Source organism: Priestia sp. SIMBA_032, from assembly GCF_046535215.1.
GTDB classification, from domain to species: Bacteria; Bacillota; Bacilli; order Bacillales; family Bacillaceae_H; genus Priestia; species Priestia aryabhattai.
Window position 1 is genome coordinate 404,801 of sequence record NZ_JAWRXD010000004.1, and the last position, 16,270, is coordinate 421,070.

16 protein-coding genes and 1 pseudogene are annotated in these 16,270 nt (G+C 38.6%); 4 read left to right on the forward strand and 13 right to left on the reverse strand.

Features of this window, described 5'->3' with window-relative positions; genetic code table 11:
• Positions 1 to 4: 4 nt before the first annotated feature.
• A complete protein-coding gene (allC, locus tag SB717_RS16310; RefSeq protein WP_410904219.1) occupies positions 5 to 1,246 on the reverse strand; it encodes an allantoate deiminase in 1,242 nt (413 codons plus the stop codon).
• A gap of 306 nt (positions 1,247 to 1,552) precedes the next feature.
• On the opposite strand from allC, the gene SB717_RS16315 reads away from it, so the two are divergent.
• The gene (locus SB717_RS16315; protein WP_074680243.1) at positions 1,553 to 3,136 is read left to right on the forward strand and encodes a PucR family transcriptional regulator; all 1,584 of its coding nucleotides are present in this window, start codon (positions 1,553 to 1,555) and stop codon (positions 3,134 to 3,136) included.
• A 64-nt stretch (positions 3,137 to 3,200) separates the two neighbouring features.
• On the opposite strand, the gene SB717_RS16320 is transcribed toward SB717_RS16315, so the two are convergent.
• Positions 3,201 to 3,515 carry an MTH1187 family thiamine-binding protein gene (locus SB717_RS16320; RefSeq protein WP_013057706.1) on the reverse strand — a complete coding sequence of 105 codons (315 nt, stop codon included), beginning with the start codon at positions 3,513 to 3,515 and terminating at the stop codon, positions 3,201 to 3,203.
• Between the two features lie 124 nt (positions 3,516 to 3,639).
• On the reverse strand, positions 3,640 to 4,815 hold the full coding sequence (locus SB717_RS16325) for a C40 family peptidase (protein ID WP_410904220.1): 1,176 nt from the start codon (positions 4,813 to 4,815) through the stop codon (positions 3,640 to 3,642).
• 452 nt (positions 4,816 to 5,267) lie between these two features.
• Between SB717_RS16325 and SB717_RS16330 the strand changes: the two are divergent.
• Positions 5,268 to 6,792, forward strand: a pseudogene (locus tag SB717_RS16330) (catalase); the annotation flags it as partial.
• Positions 6,793 to 7,010: 218 nt separating this feature from the next.
• Here the strand turns inward: SB717_RS16330 and SB717_RS16335 are convergent.
• Both SB717_RS16335 and SB717_RS16340 read right to left on the reverse strand, forming a co-directional pair.
• Complete coding sequence (locus SB717_RS16335; protein WP_013057709.1) at positions 7,011 to 7,412, reverse strand: hypothetical protein; 402 nt, start codon at positions 7,410 to 7,412, stop codon at positions 7,011 to 7,013.
• Between the two features lie 305 nt (positions 7,413 to 7,717).
• The gene (locus tag SB717_RS16340; RefSeq protein ID WP_029714612.1) at positions 7,718 to 9,055 is read right to left on the reverse strand and encodes a sodium-dependent transporter; all 1,338 of its coding nucleotides are present in this window, start codon (positions 9,053 to 9,055) and stop codon (positions 7,718 to 7,720) included.
• 172 nt (positions 9,056 to 9,227) lie between these two features.
• Between SB717_RS16340 and SB717_RS16345 the strand changes: the two genes are divergently transcribed.
• On the forward strand, positions 9,228 to 9,680 hold the full coding sequence (locus tag SB717_RS16345; RefSeq protein ID WP_013057711.1) for a hypothetical protein: 453 nt from the start codon (positions 9,228 to 9,230) through the stop codon (positions 9,678 to 9,680).
• Between the two features lie 42 nt (positions 9,681 to 9,722).
• On the opposite strand, the gene SB717_RS16350 is transcribed toward SB717_RS16345, so the two are convergent.
• Positions 9,723 to 10,148, reverse strand: a complete 426-nt coding sequence (locus SB717_RS16350; RefSeq protein WP_025751186.1) for a DUF6843 domain-containing protein — start codon at positions 10,146 to 10,148, stop codon at positions 9,723 to 9,725.
• Positions 10,149 to 10,337: 189 nt separating this feature from the next.
• On the opposite strand from SB717_RS16350, the gene SB717_RS16355 reads away from it, so the two are divergent.
• Entirely contained in the window at positions 10,338 to 10,484 is a 147-nt protein-coding gene (locus SB717_RS16355; protein ID WP_016764718.1) for a hypothetical protein, read from the forward strand.
• Positions 10,485 to 10,502: 18 nt separating this feature from the next.
• Here the strand turns inward: SB717_RS16355 and SB717_RS16360 are convergent, their stop codons facing one another.
• From SB717_RS16360 to SB717_RS16390, 7 genes are all read right to left on the reverse strand, one after another.
• Complete coding sequence (locus SB717_RS16360; protein WP_074680233.1) at positions 10,503 to 10,919, reverse strand: DUF350 domain-containing protein; 417 nt, start codon at positions 10,917 to 10,919, stop codon at positions 10,503 to 10,505.
• 15 nt (positions 10,920 to 10,934) lie between these two features.
• The gene (locus SB717_RS16365) at positions 10,935 to 12,194 is read right to left on the reverse strand and encodes a glutathionylspermidine synthase family protein (protein WP_410904221.1); all 1,260 of its coding nucleotides are present in this window, start codon (positions 12,192 to 12,194) and stop codon (positions 10,935 to 10,937) included.
• The gene (locus tag SB717_RS16370; RefSeq protein WP_029714615.1) at positions 12,194 to 12,514 is read right to left on the reverse strand and encodes a hypothetical protein; all 321 of its coding nucleotides are present in this window, start codon (positions 12,512 to 12,514) and stop codon (positions 12,194 to 12,196) included. The genes SB717_RS16365 and SB717_RS16370 overlap by 1 nt, the downstream gene beginning before the upstream one ends.
• Positions 12,514 to 12,972, reverse strand: a complete 459-nt coding sequence (locus tag SB717_RS16375; RefSeq protein ID WP_029714616.1) for a hypothetical protein — start codon at positions 12,970 to 12,972, stop codon at positions 12,514 to 12,516. The genes SB717_RS16370 and SB717_RS16375 overlap by 1 nt, the downstream gene beginning before the upstream one ends.
• A 115-nt stretch (positions 12,973 to 13,087) precedes the next feature.
• The gene (locus tag SB717_RS16380; RefSeq protein ID WP_013083806.1) at positions 13,088 to 13,549 is read right to left on the reverse strand and encodes a hypothetical protein; all 462 of its coding nucleotides are present in this window, start codon (positions 13,547 to 13,549) and stop codon (positions 13,088 to 13,090) included.
• Between the two features lie 459 nt (positions 13,550 to 14,008).
• The gene (locus tag SB717_RS16385) at positions 14,009 to 14,896 is read right to left on the reverse strand and encodes a sulfite exporter TauE/SafE family protein (protein ID WP_029714617.1); all 888 of its coding nucleotides are present in this window, start codon (positions 14,894 to 14,896) and stop codon (positions 14,009 to 14,011) included.
• A gap of 249 nt (positions 14,897 to 15,145) precedes the next feature.
• Positions 15,146 to 16,240: an oxidoreductase gene (locus SB717_RS16390; protein WP_410904222.1), complete on the reverse strand. Its 1,095-nt coding sequence runs from the start codon at positions 16,238 to 16,240 to the stop codon at positions 15,146 to 15,148.
• Between the last annotated feature and the right edge of the window lie 30 nt (positions 16,241 to 16,270).

The window sequence follows — 16,270 nt, forward strand, 5'->3', positions numbered from 1 at the left end:
CCTCCTAGTAGGCAAGTTTATATAATAGTTCTATTAAGACCTTTACTCCTTTTTCTAACTGTTCTCCTTTGGTGAATTCCTTTGGGGAATGGCTGATTCCATCTTGGCTCGGTACGAATAACAAACATGTGGGAACTCTTCGCCCGAATACCTGCGAGTCGTGTCCTGCACCACTTACTAATTCTCGGGAGGAGATATTCTTTTCCGAGGAAATAATTTTGGAAAGTTCAGATAATTGCTTGCTCATGGCGACGGGTTTTTCATCCATCCAGCAGTTGATATTTACTTCTAAGTCCCCTGCTGTTCGCTTTATAATTTCCTTCATTTTTCGTTCTGCTTCTTGTAAAACCTCATACTCATGATGTCTTATGTCGACTGTGAATTCTACATATCCTGGTATTACATTCGGTGCATTTGGAGAAAGTGTAATTTTGCCAACCGTTACGTATAAAGCGTTATGATATTTTTCGCTCAATTCAATAAATGTTTTAGCGAGTTTGCAACTTACATAAAATGCATCTTTTCTGATGTTCATCGGAGTTGTGCCCGCATGGTTACTTTCGCCTTTAACAGATACTGTAAATCGTTTCTGCCCGACGATACTAGAAACAATTCCGATATCGCAATGAGACATTTCAAGCTGCTTCCCTTGCTCGATATGTAGTTCAATAAAAGAAGCGATGTCCGTGCGGTATGGCTCGCTGTGGAGGCCTTCTCCGAAATTGAGCTGTTTCATTGCGTCATCTAGCTTAACCCCTTCTTTATTTATAACATGTTTTGCATCACTTTTGCTGTGTAATCCATTCACATTACCCGATCCCCAATACGTAAGAGGAAATCTGCTACCTTCTTCTTCACAAAGTGATACGACCTCTAAGGTTTTTGTAGGAGAGCCATAATGCGCATATAGGTACTGCAGAGCAATGATACCTGCCACAACTCCAAACGCCCCGTCATATTTTCCTCCGTTTATCACGGTGTCGATATGGGATCCTGTTAAAATAACTTGTTGTTCCGGACCCGTTCCTTGCAACCGTCCAAATAAATTTCCTACATCATCGTAATACGTTTTGAGCTGAAGTCCCCTCATTTTTTCTTCCAATGCCTTTTGAGCTGCATTCCACTGTTCTGTATATAAAAGCCTCGTGACACCTTCTTTTTCATCTAACCCAAACTGTGACAACCAGCTAATGTTTTCTTCGATTTGCTGACAAAGCTTAGATTTTCCCGTCATATCTGCAACCATTGCTATCCCTCCTGCTATCTTCATTTTAAGAAAATGACTGATTGTTTTCATTAACACTTTCTACAATGATTTAGTGTTTTTTTAGCTATTATCACTAAATACGAAAAGTCTTATATACGTCACTTTTTCTAACATAATATGTTATTTATTTTATCTTACAGGATACAATAAACTTCTTCATTAACAATTTATACATTTTTTTCTGAAAATTTTATTTATTTTAACCAAACTTTCTTATAAAATAAAAGATAGATAAAGATACGCGCAGGGAAATGTGAGAATTTTTAACAAAAGGAGTAATGAATAATGGAACTACAAACTCTTTTACGCATTCCAATTTATGAGAAAGCATCTGTAGTAGCCGGGCAAAAAGGAGTCACCCGCAAAGTACATAACGTCAATATGATGGACGCACCCGATATTTTATCTTTTTTAAAAGAAGGAGAATTTTTAATTACAACGGGTTATCACTTCAAAGAACATGAAGAAAGCTTAGCAAAACTTGTAGAAGGAATGGCTAAAAAGAAATGTGCAGGATTGGCTATAAAAACGAAGCGTTTTTTCGAACACGTGCCTGCTTCTATTTGTCAGCTAGCTGATGAACTTCACTTTCCGATCATTGATTTCCAAACGGACGAAACGTTAGGCGCGGTTATTAATGAATCTCTCAGCTTTATTTTAGATAAAAAAACAGCCGAGCTTCAGCAAGCGATGGTCACACATCAGCTATTTTCCTCCTACATCTTACAAGGAAAAGGCATTGAGAAAATTATGCAATCCATTCAAACGTTATGCAATGCTCACGTTGCCCTTTTTGATACCCATGGCCATGAACTCTTTTACACAAACAAACGCGAACCTTTTTCACTCCCGATGGAAGAAGCGGTAGCAGGCGCTAAGCAGCTTTTTTTACGAACGTCAAAATATACAACCTTTTCCTTTTTGCACACAAAAAAAACTGTTACGCTTTTTCCGATTGCTACTCATACAAGAAAGTACAGTTATTTACTTATTGAACGCCAAGTTTCTTTATCCGATTCAGCGCTCCTAACAATTGAGCAAGCGACAAACGTTTTATCCTTCGAAATGATGAGACAGCAGGCTTTGTATGAAGCTGAACGGCGACGAAAAAACGATTTTTTCAATCAGCTTGTTAACAATTATTATAAAACACCTGAGGATGCTTCCTTTCAAGCACAGATGATGGGCTTATCAGCAGGAAACAGCTATATTTGCGCCGTTGGGAAAATTCATTCTACATTCACGCCTTACAGCGATGATGATATGATCTATGAGCTCCTTCAATATGAGTTATCAGCAGGTCCTACAGAGGCCGTGTTGTTTTTCTATGACAATCTTTACATTCTTTTGTTTACACCTTATTCTCAACCTGTGATTATAGAGTGCTTGCATCACTTGCAGGAAGCTGTTTACCGTCACTACGATAAGCGAATGTCATTTGGAATTGGAAATCAAAGCCAATCCCTACTTACAATCGCTGACTCCTATAAAGAAGCTGTTGAAGCTCTTGAAACCATCCATTTTAAAGATCATTCCAAGCTTATTCAATTTTATCAGCCAAAACAGTTTAAAGAACTGCTGAGGTTGCTTCCAGCAAACGATTTACAGGATTACTATTCTCAAACATTAGAAGGTTTGCTGCAGTACGATAAGAAAGATCGCTCCATCTTACTTGACACGCTTGAAACATATCTAAATTCCAATTGTCAAATCTCAGAGACTGCTAAGCAGTTATTCGTTCATCGGAACACGGTGATCTATCGAATCGAAAAATGTGAAGAGTTACTAAAAAGACCTATTCACACGTCAGAGGAAACCCTTCGGCTGCGCGTAGCTTTTCAAATTTTTTCTCTTGTGCATGCCAATTAAGTATAACTACAATAAAAAACGCCTGAGTGGATACTCAAGCGTTTTTTATTGTAGTGCATATTATTTATTTCGCTTTTAATTTAGACTGTACTGATTGTAATTTCCCAGCCATCGTATGATTTTCTTTATCACGGCGATCATCAATTCGTAAATTTGTACATACGCGCTGAATACCATTTTCAAAAGGTACTTCATGCATCTCTTGAACAATTTTTAGCAGCGTGCTTAATTCCCCTTCAATCAATGTATTCATAGGGGTTAATTGATATGTAATTTCATCTTCATGCTTGGCCAGCACTTTTTGAATATCAGCTACGTACTGACTCACGCTTGGCGTTTCCGTACCTACCGGAATAATGGTTACATCTACAATAGCCATGTTATACACTCCTTTTGTTTATTCCCTAATTATCATACCAAACGAAACAAAAATTTCCTACTTTTACGTCTATGGTGCATAGAAAAAAGGAATAGTTATGCAACTACTCCTTTTTGTTACACTCTTATAGGTAACGCTTTGCTCCTAAGTAACGTTTTGACCAGTAAGAGTTGCTTAATGATGTGATTGTTACGCCTGTTGAAGAACCTGCATGCATGAATTGACCGTTTCCGATATAAATTCCAGCATGGCTAGCTCCTGGTTGGTACGTTTCAAAGAAAACGATATCGCCAGGCTGAGGTGAACTTACACGCGTACCAGTTTGATAGATGCTAGCAACTGTACGAGGAAGACTTACACCTACTGCATTGCGATATACATAGTTAAGATAACCACTGCAATCAAATCCTCCAGGCGCAGCTCCGCCCCAAACATAAGGTGTTCCCATAAAACGTTTACCGTATGAAATAACTTTTGAAGCTGAGCTTGAGCTTGTGCTGCTTCCTGTTGATGTTGAAGGTTTTGAGCTGCTAGAGCTGCTTGAGTTTAATTTATTCAGCGTATCCGGACCAGCTTCTCCGTCTACTAATAAACCATTTGCACGCTGAAATGATTTTACCGCACTTGTTGTAATAGAGCCAAAGTAGCCTGTTACACCAGCTGAGAAGTAACCTTTATTTTTTAGTTTTTGCTGAAGGCTGCTTACTGCTGAACCTTTCATACCTTGACGTAAAATAGTTGAGCTGCTAGAGCTAGAACCGCCAGTTGAAGCGCTAGAACCGCCAGTTTTTAATTTACTTAACGTAGCTGGACCCGCAATTCCGTCCACAGACAGTCCATTTGCACGTTGAAATGCCATTACTGCATTCTTTGTAATTGAACCAAAGTATTGAGTTGTAGTTCCTTTAAAATAACCTTTATTCTTTAGCTGTTGCTGTAAAGATTGTACGTTTGGTCCAGTTGAACCAACGCGCAGCAATGAACTTGAGCTAATTGATGAACTTGATGAGCTTCCGCTTCCTAGCAGCTTATTAAATGTAGATGGACCTGCAATACCATCTGCAGATAAACCATTTGCACGCTGAAACGATTTTACTGCGCTAGTCGTGATTGAACCGTAATAGTTTGTTGTTGTACCGTATGTAAAATAACCTTTGTTTTTTAATTTTTGCTGTAATTCTTTCACATCTGAATTACTTGTTCCTGGGTGCAGCGTAGCATCTCCTAAAGCAGCTTCACTAATTGTAGGGACTACTGTTAAAGATCCACATAACGCTAACGAATATATCAACTTTTTCATAAAAAAAGGTTCCTCCAATGCCATAATCTACTAATCTATAAGACGTTTACATTGTAACAACACATTATTACAAAATAACATCACTAATATTACATTTATGTTACAGGAAACGACAGTAGCACAGCTGTATGGTGTATATTGTCGTAGTTTCTTGTCGTTTAACACCTAATAAGTTCGACAAAAAAGCTAATATATTCCAATATTATTCCTTTTCCTACACTAATAATAGGTAAAAAATCACCCGTAACATTATCTTTATATTTCAAAAAAAACAATTTATTTTTTTATGAAATGTGAAACTTTTTTAAAATTTATTCGTTTAGCGGATTTGTTCCCCTCTTCAGTAAAACAGCTTTTCTTCTAAAAATTTATATTATTTCCATATTAATGAATAAAAAAGCGAGGGCTGAAAAAAATAGTCTTGTTATGTTTGAAACAAGGAGGATTATTTTATGAGCCATAAAGGCATTCATGGTACAAATGTTAGCGGATCAGGTGACTCGGAAGACAAACGCTATGCAAGCGGAGAAAACGAGCAGACGCTTACTACGCGTCAAGGTCACCCCATTCGTGATAACCAAAATTCTCGAACGGTAGGCAGCAGAGGACCTGCTACTCTTGAAAATTACCAGCTGATTGAAAAACTTTCGCATTTTGATCGTGAACGTATACCGGAACGTGTGGTTCATGCCCGAGGAACGGGAGCTCATGGGTATTTTGAGACGTACGGAAAGCTTGGTGACGAGCCCGTTGAAAAATACACCCGCGCAAAAGTTTTTTCAGGAGCAGGCAAACAGACGCCTGTTTTTGTCAGATTTTCTACCGTAACTCATGGAAAGGACTCTCCAGAAACTATGCGAGATCCAAGAGGGTTTGCTGTAAAATTCTATACAGAAGACGGAAACTGGGACTTAGTAGGAAATAACCTTAAAATATTTTTTATTCGCGACGCTATTAAATTCCCTGATTTGATTCACGCTTTTAAGCCCGATCCTGTGACAAACCGTCAAGATACCGAGCGTATTTTTGATTTTATTTCTCATACACCTGAGGCTATGCATATGATTACTTTTTTATTTTCACCTTGGGGAATACCTGCTAACTATCGGCAAATGCAAGGTTCCGGTGTTAATACATATAAGTGGGTAAACAAAGATGGCGATGCCTTTCTTGTTAAATACCATTGGGAACCAAAGCAAGGAATTAAAAATTTGACCCAAAAGCAAGCAGAAGAAATTCAAGCTAAAAATATCAGTCACGCTACTCAAGACTTGTATGAAGCGATCGAGAGCGGTAACTACCCTGAGTGGGAACTTTGTATGCAAGTCATGGAAGACGGAGAGCATCCCGAACTGGATTTCGATCCGCTTGATGACACGAAAATTTGGCCGGAAGACCAGTTTCCATTTCTTCCAGTAGGTAAAATGGTCCTAGATAAAAATCCAAGCAACGTATTTGCTGAAACGGAGCAAGTCGCATTTGGTACGGGTGTACTTGTAGACGGGCTAGATTTTTCTGATGATAAAATGCTGCAAGGGAGAACGTTTTCTTATTCCGACACGCAGCGTCACCGGGTGGGAACAAACTACTTGCAACTGCCTATTAATGCGCCAAAAAAGCATGTAGCAACAAATCAACGAGATGGTCAAATGGCCTATCACGTAGATGCTGCTCCAGGTCAGAACCCGCACGTGAATTATGAGCCTTCTTCTCTTGGAGGTCTTCAAGAAGCGCATGACCATCCAAAACCTCATCAGCCTTATGTTGAAGGAAATGTAAAAAAAGAAAAAATTGATCGTACAAATGACTTTAAGCAAGCTGGTGAACGCTATCGTTTACTAGAGGACTGGGAACGTGATGAGCTTATTCAAAATTTAGTAGACGGCTTAAAATGTTGTCATCATACCGTTCAAACAAAGATGATTGAGCTTTTAACTCAATGTGATTTTGACTATGGCAATCGAGTAGCAAATGGCATTGGTCTTCTGATGCATGATGATGGTTCCCTAGAAATTGAAATGGGAGCAGAAATGACTCCTACATATGGGAAATTGCCAAAAGAAGGCGGTTCACCGTTAGGAAGTAACAAAGCTGCTGATGCGGTAGAAGAAGCTAATGAAAAAGGACACGATGCTCATCCCTATTAACAAAAAAACATCCTGCAGCGACAGCAGGATGTTTTTTGGGTTAAACGCTTATGACCAAGTAACGGCAAACACGTGGTAGTCATTTTTTAACTGTGGCGCATCAATGGGTGTCCCGTGCTGATATCCTTGCTTCACTCTTTTAGGATGTAAGGGCTGAACCCATTCTTTCACTTGCTGTTTTGTACCATTTGCTAAAATATATACACAATCAGAAAATGCCCCGTCATTGTTTGGACTATCAACTTTTAGTACTTCCACTAACACATCTTGGACACACGTTTTTCTCTGAATACACATAAGCGTATGGTAGATAATATCAGCGGACACATCGTTATTTAAACGAAAGCCCACCTTTTTTTGTTCAAAAAAAGACGAGAATGAGACGATTGGTAATGTCTTTTTTTGTTCATACGCTTGAGATAAAATCTTGACAAGAACTTCTCCACTCAAGATGATCCCTCTTTCTAAAAAACGCTTCATCACAACATATGTGAGCATTGATTTATGCTCATAGGATAATATATTATCATAGTTTAATTCTGCGGTGTTAGTCTTTTTTGGGGTTTTTACACTGGGAATTATACCCGCCTATTTCTTGCGTTTCCCCGACGCTCTCGCTACTAGCAACAGAATTATTAATAAAATAAATACCCCTGCTCCTACAAACATATCGTACAAGAAATCAAGCATCATACTCCTCCTCTTCCTCCAAAAAAAACGCTGTTAAAACCAAGCGTTTTAACAGCGTTTTTTCGTTAGATAAAGCCTAGCATATTAATAAATACAATGATAATTAAAACAGGTGCGATATATCGAATAGCAAGAAGCCATAAAGAAAACCAGCGCTTCACATTCGTTGAACCATGCTTAAATTCTTCAATAAGCACATCTTTTTTCATTTTCCAAGGAACAAAGATGGCAATTAAAAGAGCACCTAGTGGCATAAGGATATTACTTACAAGAAAATCGAAAGCGTCAAAGATGCTTTTTCCAAAGATCGATACGTCACTTAACAAACCATACGATAGCGCTGAAGGTATTCCTACTACGAAGATTAGCAAGCCCGAAATCCAAGATAGCTTTATACGCTTATGCTGCTCTCCTTTGGCTAAAGAAGCTACAATAATTTCTAACATCGAAAACGCAGATGTCAAAGTGGCAAATAAAAACAGCGCCAAAAAGAAAGTTTGAAACACAATTCCGAACGGAAGCTGTTCAAAAATAGAAGGCAATACAATAAATAAAAGACCTGGTCCTTCCGTCGGCTTTACGCCCATTGAGAAGACCGCAGGGAAAATTGCCAGTCCTGCTAGTAAAGAAATCAAAATATTTAACGCTGAAATTGAAATAGCCGATTTTGGCAAGTTTTGCTGCTTAGATAGATACGAACTGTACGTAACCATAACTGAAACGCCTACGCTAAGTGAAAAGAATGCTTGTCCCATCGCAAACAAAATGGTTTGGGATGTAAGCTTTGAAAAATCTGGATACAAAAAGAAAGATACGCCTTCCATCGCCCCGTCTAATGTTAAAGAACGAATAATGATAATAATAAATAAAATAAAGAGAGCAGGCATTAAAATTTTGTTTGCTTTTTCAATACCATTTTGAATGCCTCTTGCGACTACAACAATTGTTAAAAGAAGAAAAACAAATTGAGAGATAACAGCACTTGTTGGATTAGCAATGGTCGAGTTAAATAAACTCCCGTAGTCCCTTACTCCATTCAGCTGACCCGTGACGCTTGCAAAAATATATTGTAAAATCCATCCTCCTACTACACTATAGAAAGATAATAAAATGAAGCATGTGATCACGCCTAAATACCCGATTCCTTTCCACAGAGAACCGGGAGCAACTGCATCATAAGCACGAATTGCTTCCTTTTGTGTATGTCTACCCAGTACAAATTCAGCAAGCAAAAGCGGCAAACCAATAATTGCTGTAAATAAGATAAACAGTAAAAAGAAGGCCCCTCCTCCGCTTGTTCCGGCTACATAAGGCAGTTTCCAAATGGCTCCGATTCCAATTGCGGAACCGGCAGATGCCAAGATAAAGCCGAGTTTTGATGTCCATTGTTCATTTTGACTCATTTTTTCTCACCATTTTTCTTTATTTATTCTGATTTGTCATACTATATCACACAACCCTTCTGTCGAAAAGGGTTTTTGTTGTTTTAACCCCCATCATGTGTTATGAATAGTATGTAGGTTTCAAGATTTATTTTCGTAACTAAAAAAAGTTTGACAGTTAGAGGTACAAAAAATGACAAATCAGCAAGTAATACAGCAACAATTTTTAGATAAGTTCCTTGACTTTATCTTAGTAAAATGTCCAAACTGCGAACTATGTGCGCGAGTTGTAAAACTGGATAAAAAATTGAGCGGGTCAACGCACTCATGCACGTGTCCTCACTGTGGTTATCTAGACGTAACCAATGCTGATAGCCAAGGACCGTTAGAACTTTCTGAAGCAGTAGATCCTTTTTTTCAGCTTCCGCTTTACTTAGAAACGATATGCCCTGAACGTCGACTTTGGGCTTATAACTTAGATCACCTTCAGTATATTGAATCTTATATTGAAGTTAAAACATGCGGGGCTTGTTTCGACGAGCTGTCGGTTGAACATTCATTGCCAGATTGGGTAATTCATAAGCAGAAAGAAGCATTAAACGAAATTCAACGTTTAAAAGACACCGTCTTTTGCACATTCAAATGAAGATAGAAAAGAAACGTTGCCAAAGAGGCAACGTTTCTTTTCTTACGAAGAACTTTCTTCGGTAAGTTTTCTTCGGTAGTCTCCGGCTTTGTCGAACTCTTTTGCGGTGCCAACGAAAAAGTAGGTTACCGTATGATTTTTGTTACCTTGAGTCGTTCCATGAATCATCTTCCCTTGCTTCAATTGCTTTCGCTCTCCATTTTTATTTACATAGAAATATTTATTTCTTGCCCAGCCGCCGCCGCTTAAAAGCGTTTTGGTTTTCCCGACTCCCTGGTCATTTACTTTAAATACAGTGTAGTCTCCTTCTGTCTTGCTGGGATTTCCGTTATCTTTATCATATTCGACCATAACCCATCCTTTGTACCCTTCTGGTATAAGGAAAATGCTTGGTTGAGACGTTTCATCTGGGCGTCCACATCCAGCTGCGATTACGATCAATAAACACAAAATGAGCCATCTTTTCACTTTTCCCAACTCCTTTCTTAATAAAAGACGTGCCTCTATACTGCTTTTAGTTTTTGTTGAAGGTAAGATTATATTCTTTTTGCACCCCTCAATTTTTCCCAGTTTACCCAATCAAATATGCTATATTTACGTATTGTTTGTCACACACTATTAGCAGGCGTTTACAATTTACATGGGAGGATAACAAAAATGAGCTATGTTTTTTTATTTATTTTGCTCTTTGTCATTCCGCTTTACACACAGCAAAAAATTGTTCGTGCCGACCGTGAAAATACACGTACATTATTACTAAGTGAACACGAGCAGTCTGGACATAAAAAAAGCGATTCCCCGTAAAACAGGAATCGCCTTCTTTTAATATGTTAAGCTTCCAGCTACAATAAGGCCAACGGCTATCGACGCTGCAAAAAGAGTTACTCCAACCGCTACATTTCCTTCTTCTACTTTTTTGGCTAGGCTCGTTTTAGGCGTCATAATAAATTCAATAACCCAATATGTCACTACTTGAGTAATGATACCTACTACTCCCCAAAGAGTTGCATCTACCAAATTTACGCTGTTGCTCCACACAGTAAAAATGACAATAGCAAGCCCAATTCCTTTTCCCCATAACTTCAAAGCGACTGCCACATTTCCTTTTTTTATGAGTTCACGGTCATTAAATTTTGTTGTTAATTCAAATACGATTACTCCGATAAATAATAGACCTAACCCTACCGCTACGTGAGATAAAAAACTCCCTATACTAGCCCAATCAATCCATTGTGTCATTTTTAGTTCCCCTTTTCATTTTAATCCAATCGGCAAATAATACGATTCGTTATCTGTAATTTGATTTCCAGCTCGTATTCCTACTGCGCTTGCTTTTCCATTTAATAAAAAGCACCCGTACATGATATGGGCCTCTACTGTTTGCCTTTGCGTCTTCATTGTTGCAGTTGGCAAAGGAATAAACTGTTGATACACAGCCGTGTATTCTTGATATGTCTTATGCTGGTCTTCATCTGTTTTGATTCCATCTTCATTATAAATTTCAACGGTATCTCCCTCACGACCAAACGATGGTTTCTTCACAAATGCTTGTTTTCTTTCAATAAATGGATCTTCTTCTAAATATGTTGGTAAAAAGTATGTTTCAATGATGTGATGCTCTTCTTTAGTGAAGAAAGGATGATGTTGTTCATGCAAAGCCCAAATGAGTGCTTGCACGGCTTTAGACTGCAGTAAAAATGCAGAAGGGGGATTGATTATGGCTACTTGTTTTTGCTGTGCTAATGTTAAAAGCATGTGTCCGACTTTTTCATGCGTACTCGGATCTTCATCTTCAATTAAATGTTCAAGCGGATAAGTTTGGCGATAGAGTACGTCTATTTTTTGTCCATATTGATCATATACGCCTGCTTCTATATGTTGACCTTCTTCAACTGTAGAGACAGGAATAATCCGAAGCTGCGATAACGGAACGTATGTAGCATCTACAGCGGCTAGCTTCATTAAATAAAGAGTGGTTAGCTTATCTTCTTCATGTGTATCATGAGAAGAAAAAACGACGTTTGGATAGTTCGTTCTATCGAGCTCGTTATAAGCTTCAAAAATGGCGTGTTTTAATGCTGAAGCAAGCTTTTTTTCTTCAAGCTTATTAGGATTTTGAACCTGGAAATGCCGACAGACTAACTCATTTACATGAAATAATTCTTTAATGAACGTAGGCGTATCCGCATTTAGTTCTAAAAGCTTGATTTGATCAGCCGTAACAGCAAAATCAAGGCGTGAAATAACACTTTCTGTTTCCATCGTTTTCAGTCGTAGGTACGGGAAACTGGCTTTTGGAAATCCTAAAGAAAGAAGCGTCTGATCATCTAATGAACGAAGTAAAGGTGCCGTTTTAAAAAATAGTTCCCCGATTTGATTTGCGGCTTCTTTAATGGAATGAATGATGTGAGAAGATTCCATATGTACATCATAAAGGGCATACTCTGTTCCATATAAGTCGTACCAAAAATCTTGAATTTCTTTATAAAACATTTCTCGCTTTTCTTTATGCATTACCCGCCAAAACCGCCTTTAGAGCCGCTCCCAATTCCAGATTTATACGAGCTGCTTGATTTAAATGATTTATAGGACGATGATGAGGTCAGCTGTTTTTTAGACCCGTAGTAGCGCCCTCCGTGATAATATGAACCGCTGTGCGAAGAAGAAGAATCTGAACAGTAGTACGTTTGCGTATCTTCATCCCATTTCCACTTGTCGCACGATTTATCTTTCGGTTTAGCCGGTCTTGCCTGATCAGTTGAACCACAGGCAACGAGCGATGTCATTAAAGCAGTGGTCAAAACCCCCGCCATCATTTTTTTTGTTTTGGACATTACGCCTTTCCCCTTTCATACGTTACGCCTGTTTTTGTTACATATAAACTGTACACGCTGCGATCTTCATCAATTTCCGCAGAGTCTCTTTCCCATTCCCATCCATTATAGTATGTATAAACTGTTCCGATATAGCTTAATACGTCCAAATGCGTATAAAATGAAGAGACAAATAAAATTGGATGTCCTCGAAGAGAATTTAATTCGCGGACTTCTAATGTAATCTCTCTGTGATCATCTTCTGCTTGCTCTTTCGGTCCATTTTCATGTTCTTTTACATAAATAATATGGATATCATCTTCGACTGCAGATGAAGTTTGTTTATACGTTACTCCTTCTTTAACAAAAAATTCGCATTCTCTTCTTGCTAAAATTTGTTCAAGTTCAATAGATTGATAGTGATAAATAGATACAAACGTATCATCAGGCTTTAGCAGTCGGTATTCTAACTTTCCCATTGTGCAACTCCTTTTGTGACTTTTTTGTGAACGTTCTTTAATAAATACGCACAGATTTTCAAAAAGTTTCAATTTTTCTCATATTAAAAGGCTTAGCTTTAAATAAGCTAAACCTTTATTTTTTTATCACATCTGTCACAACTTCATAACCGCCTGTGTATGGGTCGAATACATATTCAAGCATGCCGTTTCCACGATTGACTTTAAATAGATAACGGTATTTTTTGGGGCTGTCTTTTGCTGGATATACGTATTTTCCTTTTTGGAACTGACTTAGTAAGAGCTGTTCTCTTTGCGCAAGCATTTTTTTTGCTTCATTATAACCATACAGCGGGAGGTTTTTGGCATAGAGAACCGGTACGAATACAAGCACAACGACTGAAATCGTAATAAGCCCTTGTTTAAACCACCGCATAAATCTCTTTGGATTTCGCGAAAGCAACATCGTGATGACAATTACTATTAACAAAGGAACAATATATACTTGAACATACGGAATGTTTGCAAATACAGGTCGATTAATCAACAAGACAATTACTTCGATAGCTGCTACTAATACTAAAATAAAATAGACCACTTACTCTTCACACCTCGACGATTCAATGAATTTTATATGTGTTAGAAAGTATTCCCACTCATGAATGAACTCGTCTATTGTATCATAAGACGCAAAAAAAATATCTACGCTTCTCTATTTTACGGAATTCAGATACTAAAAGAGATTGATACATAACGAAATCACCCCAATATAAAGACGAACAAATGGGATAATGCACTAGTATGGATCCCTTGTTACGCCGGATTTCCGTACAAGGTTTCGCTTTCCGAGGGCGGCCGCTCCTGCACGGTCTCATCTGTTCCGCTTTTCACGCGGGAGTCCTCGCCTTGCCTTTCAACCAACAGCTAGAAGTCACTATATACATGAAACTGCCTTCACTTTAACCATAAAAAAATCTGAACACATTTGATTCTCCATCAAGAATCAAACACGTTCAGATTTTTCTTTAACTAAGCTATTTTTATTCCATCCTCTTTATTACGAAACTTCTACGTTTCGATTTTGATTATACTTTTTCCCTTGTAACAGTGAGTAAATGATCGCTGCTGCCCACACAATAAGTATGAATGCATATACAGCTATCTGAGTAGAGCTGCTTGATACCCAAGTGTTTAAGAGTGTTCGAGCATTTGTTAAGATGATAAACCCACCAACAAGTGAACCAAGCAAGTGAGCCGGGATAATACGAACAAACCATGCAGCAATCGGAGCCGCGATAATTCCGCCAATCATAAGGGCGCCTACCCAGAACCAGTTTACCTGCTCCCAGCCAAGAGAAATTAAAAAGCCAAGTGTAGCCGAGACGGCAATAGCAAATTCACTTGTATCCACGGTTCCAACGACTTTCCGTGCTGTTGTGCCTTTTTTAGCTAGCAATACAGGCGTTGCAATCGGCCCCCAGCCGCCGCCTCCTGTAGCATCAGCAAATCCAGCAATTAATCCTAGCGGAATGGACTGCTTCGTCGATAAAGGTTTGGGGCTCTTTTCTTCGTTTGTTTTAAACGTAAATAAAAAACGAAATAACACGTAAACTCCTAGGAGCAACAAGAATGTTGAAACGTAAGGCCTTACTGCATCTCCAGGTAAATTACTTAGAAAGCAGGCTCCTACAAAAGCTCCGATGGAACCTGGGATAATTAGTTTTAACACCATCGATTTATCTACGTTTCCAAATTTAATATGCGAAACACCAGAAGCTGCTGTTGTTACAACTTCTGCTAAGTGAACAGATGCGGAAGCCACAGCTGGTGCAATTCCAAACGTTAAAAGCAGCGTAGTTGATGTCACCCCGTATGCCATTCCCAGTGATCCATCAATTAACTGAGCTAAAAAGCCAATAAGTGCAAACGTAATTAATTTTTTCATGTTGTCCCTCCACTTTCCTCTTCTGTTAGAAAGCACAAAAAGGCCTCCAACAGTTGTTTGCTAGAAGCCTTCGGTATGTCCGATCAGCTGTCCGTTTTATGAATAAGTTGTTTATATTGTAATCCTAACTATTCCTAGAAGTCAACTGTGTTTTTAGTTTTTCTTTTAGTCTATGTATGCTGCTTGGTTATAGTATCAGTAAAATAAAATTCTTCTTGTTAAGTCAACAATATAAAAACGACCGCTCACTTAATAAGAGCGGTCATTTTTATGCATGTCTTGCCAGTGAGCTAGCACTTCAGGTGGCAAACTCACATCTTTATCTAATGACGTCCCATCCATAGAAGCGGGCTCATCGCTATTTATCACTTTTTCTACCCAATCTGGCTGTACGACTAATGCTTGTTCAATCGTAATTAAAGCCAGCCCTTGCTCAAAAGCTTTTGCTACTTCTGTTGCCGTAAGTCCTCCTGTACCCACAAGAGGGACCCGGTGATTGACGTGCTTAATAATCGAAGAAAGCAGTGAACGATTTTCTTCCCTTTTTGAGGTAGGTTCATGTAAAGCGCTGATATGTAAATAATCAATTTCTGTATAAACAAGACGATCAATCCACTCAAATGTATCTTCCACTTTATTTCCTAAATAACCTTTTTCTTTGGGCGCTAATGTATATCCCACAATAAATGGTTTGCCCGCATGTGCTGCTCGACGCGTCACTTCACGAATAACTTCAAGTGCAAAAGTGAAGCGGTTTTCTGCGCTTCCACCATAAGAATCACTTCGCTCATTGGCTTGCCTTGATATAAACTGCTGCAGTAAACATTCGTTTCCCCCGTCAATTTCTACTCCATCAAACCCAGCTTCCATAGCTCTGGTGGTAGCTTCGCCAAATGCTTGAACAATATAAGTTATATCGCGCTCGGTCATTTGAACAGGTTTTTTCCCTTTACGTTTATGAGGCTTTTCACTTGGGCTAATGGCTTGCCACTTATTTTCCATTTCTACGCACTTTCTGCCCCCGTGCGATAGTTGCAGAATCGCTTTAGCTCCTCTTCTATGAATCATTTGGGTTAGTTGATGAAGCTTTCGTATGACCTGATCACGATGAATTCCGATTTGACCATGTGCTACTTGGCCATTTTCTGTGATAAACGCGGGGCCGATAATTACTGTACTGACGCCTCCTACTCGTTTTTCGTAAAAAGACATATCAATATCGGATATTTCTCCGTTTTCCCGTGAAGCGTATGTGAGGATAGGTCCCATTGCTAATCGGTTTTTCATCTCAAGAGCATCAACAAATTTAAAATGTTTAAATAATTTTTCATAGGCAGTCTTCAATTAATTCACACCTTTTTTCCTTAGCTTACC

What these genes read in the sequence shown, in the direction of transcription:
- SB717_RS16370 (WP_029714615.1), bottom strand. Translation starts at nt 12,514, where the DNA reads ATGTCCAAAACAAAAAAAATGATGGCGGGGGTTTTGACCACTGCTTTA.
- SB717_RS16325 (WP_410904220.1), bottom strand. Translation starts at nt 4,815, where the DNA reads ATGAAAAAGTTGATATATTCGTTAGCGTTATGTGGATCTTTAACAGTA.
- SB717_RS16340 (WP_029714612.1), bottom strand. Translation starts at nt 9,055, where the DNA reads ATGAGTCAAAATGAACAATGGACATCAAAACTCGGCTTTATCTTGGCA.
- SB717_RS16315 (WP_074680243.1), top strand. Translation starts at nt 1,553, where the DNA reads ATGGAACTACAAACTCTTTTACGCATTCCAATTTATGAGAAAGCATCT.
- SB717_RS16345 (WP_013057711.1), top strand. Translation starts at nt 9,228, where the DNA reads ATGACAAATCAGCAAGTAATACAGCAACAATTTTTAGATAAGTTCCTT.
- allC (WP_410904219.1), bottom strand. Translation starts at nt 1,246, where the DNA reads ATGGTTGCAGATATGACGGGAAAATCTAAGCTTTGTCAGCAAATCGAA.
- SB717_RS16385 (WP_029714617.1), bottom strand. Translation starts at nt 14,896, where the DNA reads ATGAAAAAATTAATTACGTTTGCACTTATTGGCTTTTTAGCTCAGTTA.
- SB717_RS16320 (WP_013057706.1), bottom strand. Translation starts at nt 3,515, where the DNA reads ATGGCTATTGTAGATGTAACCATTATTCCGGTAGGTACGGAAACGCCA.
- SB717_RS16360 (WP_074680233.1), bottom strand. Translation starts at nt 10,919, where the DNA reads ATGACACAATGGATTGATTGGGCTAGTATAGGGAGTTTTTTATCTCAC.
- SB717_RS16365 (WP_410904221.1), bottom strand. Translation starts at nt 12,194, where the DNA reads ATGCATAAAGAAAAGCGAGAAATGTTTTATAAAGAAATTCAAGATTTT.
- SB717_RS16355 (WP_016764718.1), top strand. Translation starts at nt 10,338, where the DNA reads ATGAGCTATGTTTTTTTATTTATTTTGCTCTTTGTCATTCCGCTTTAC.
- SB717_RS16375 (WP_029714616.1), bottom strand. Translation starts at nt 12,972, where the DNA reads ATGGGAAAGTTAGAATACCGACTGCTAAAGCCTGATGATACGTTTGTA.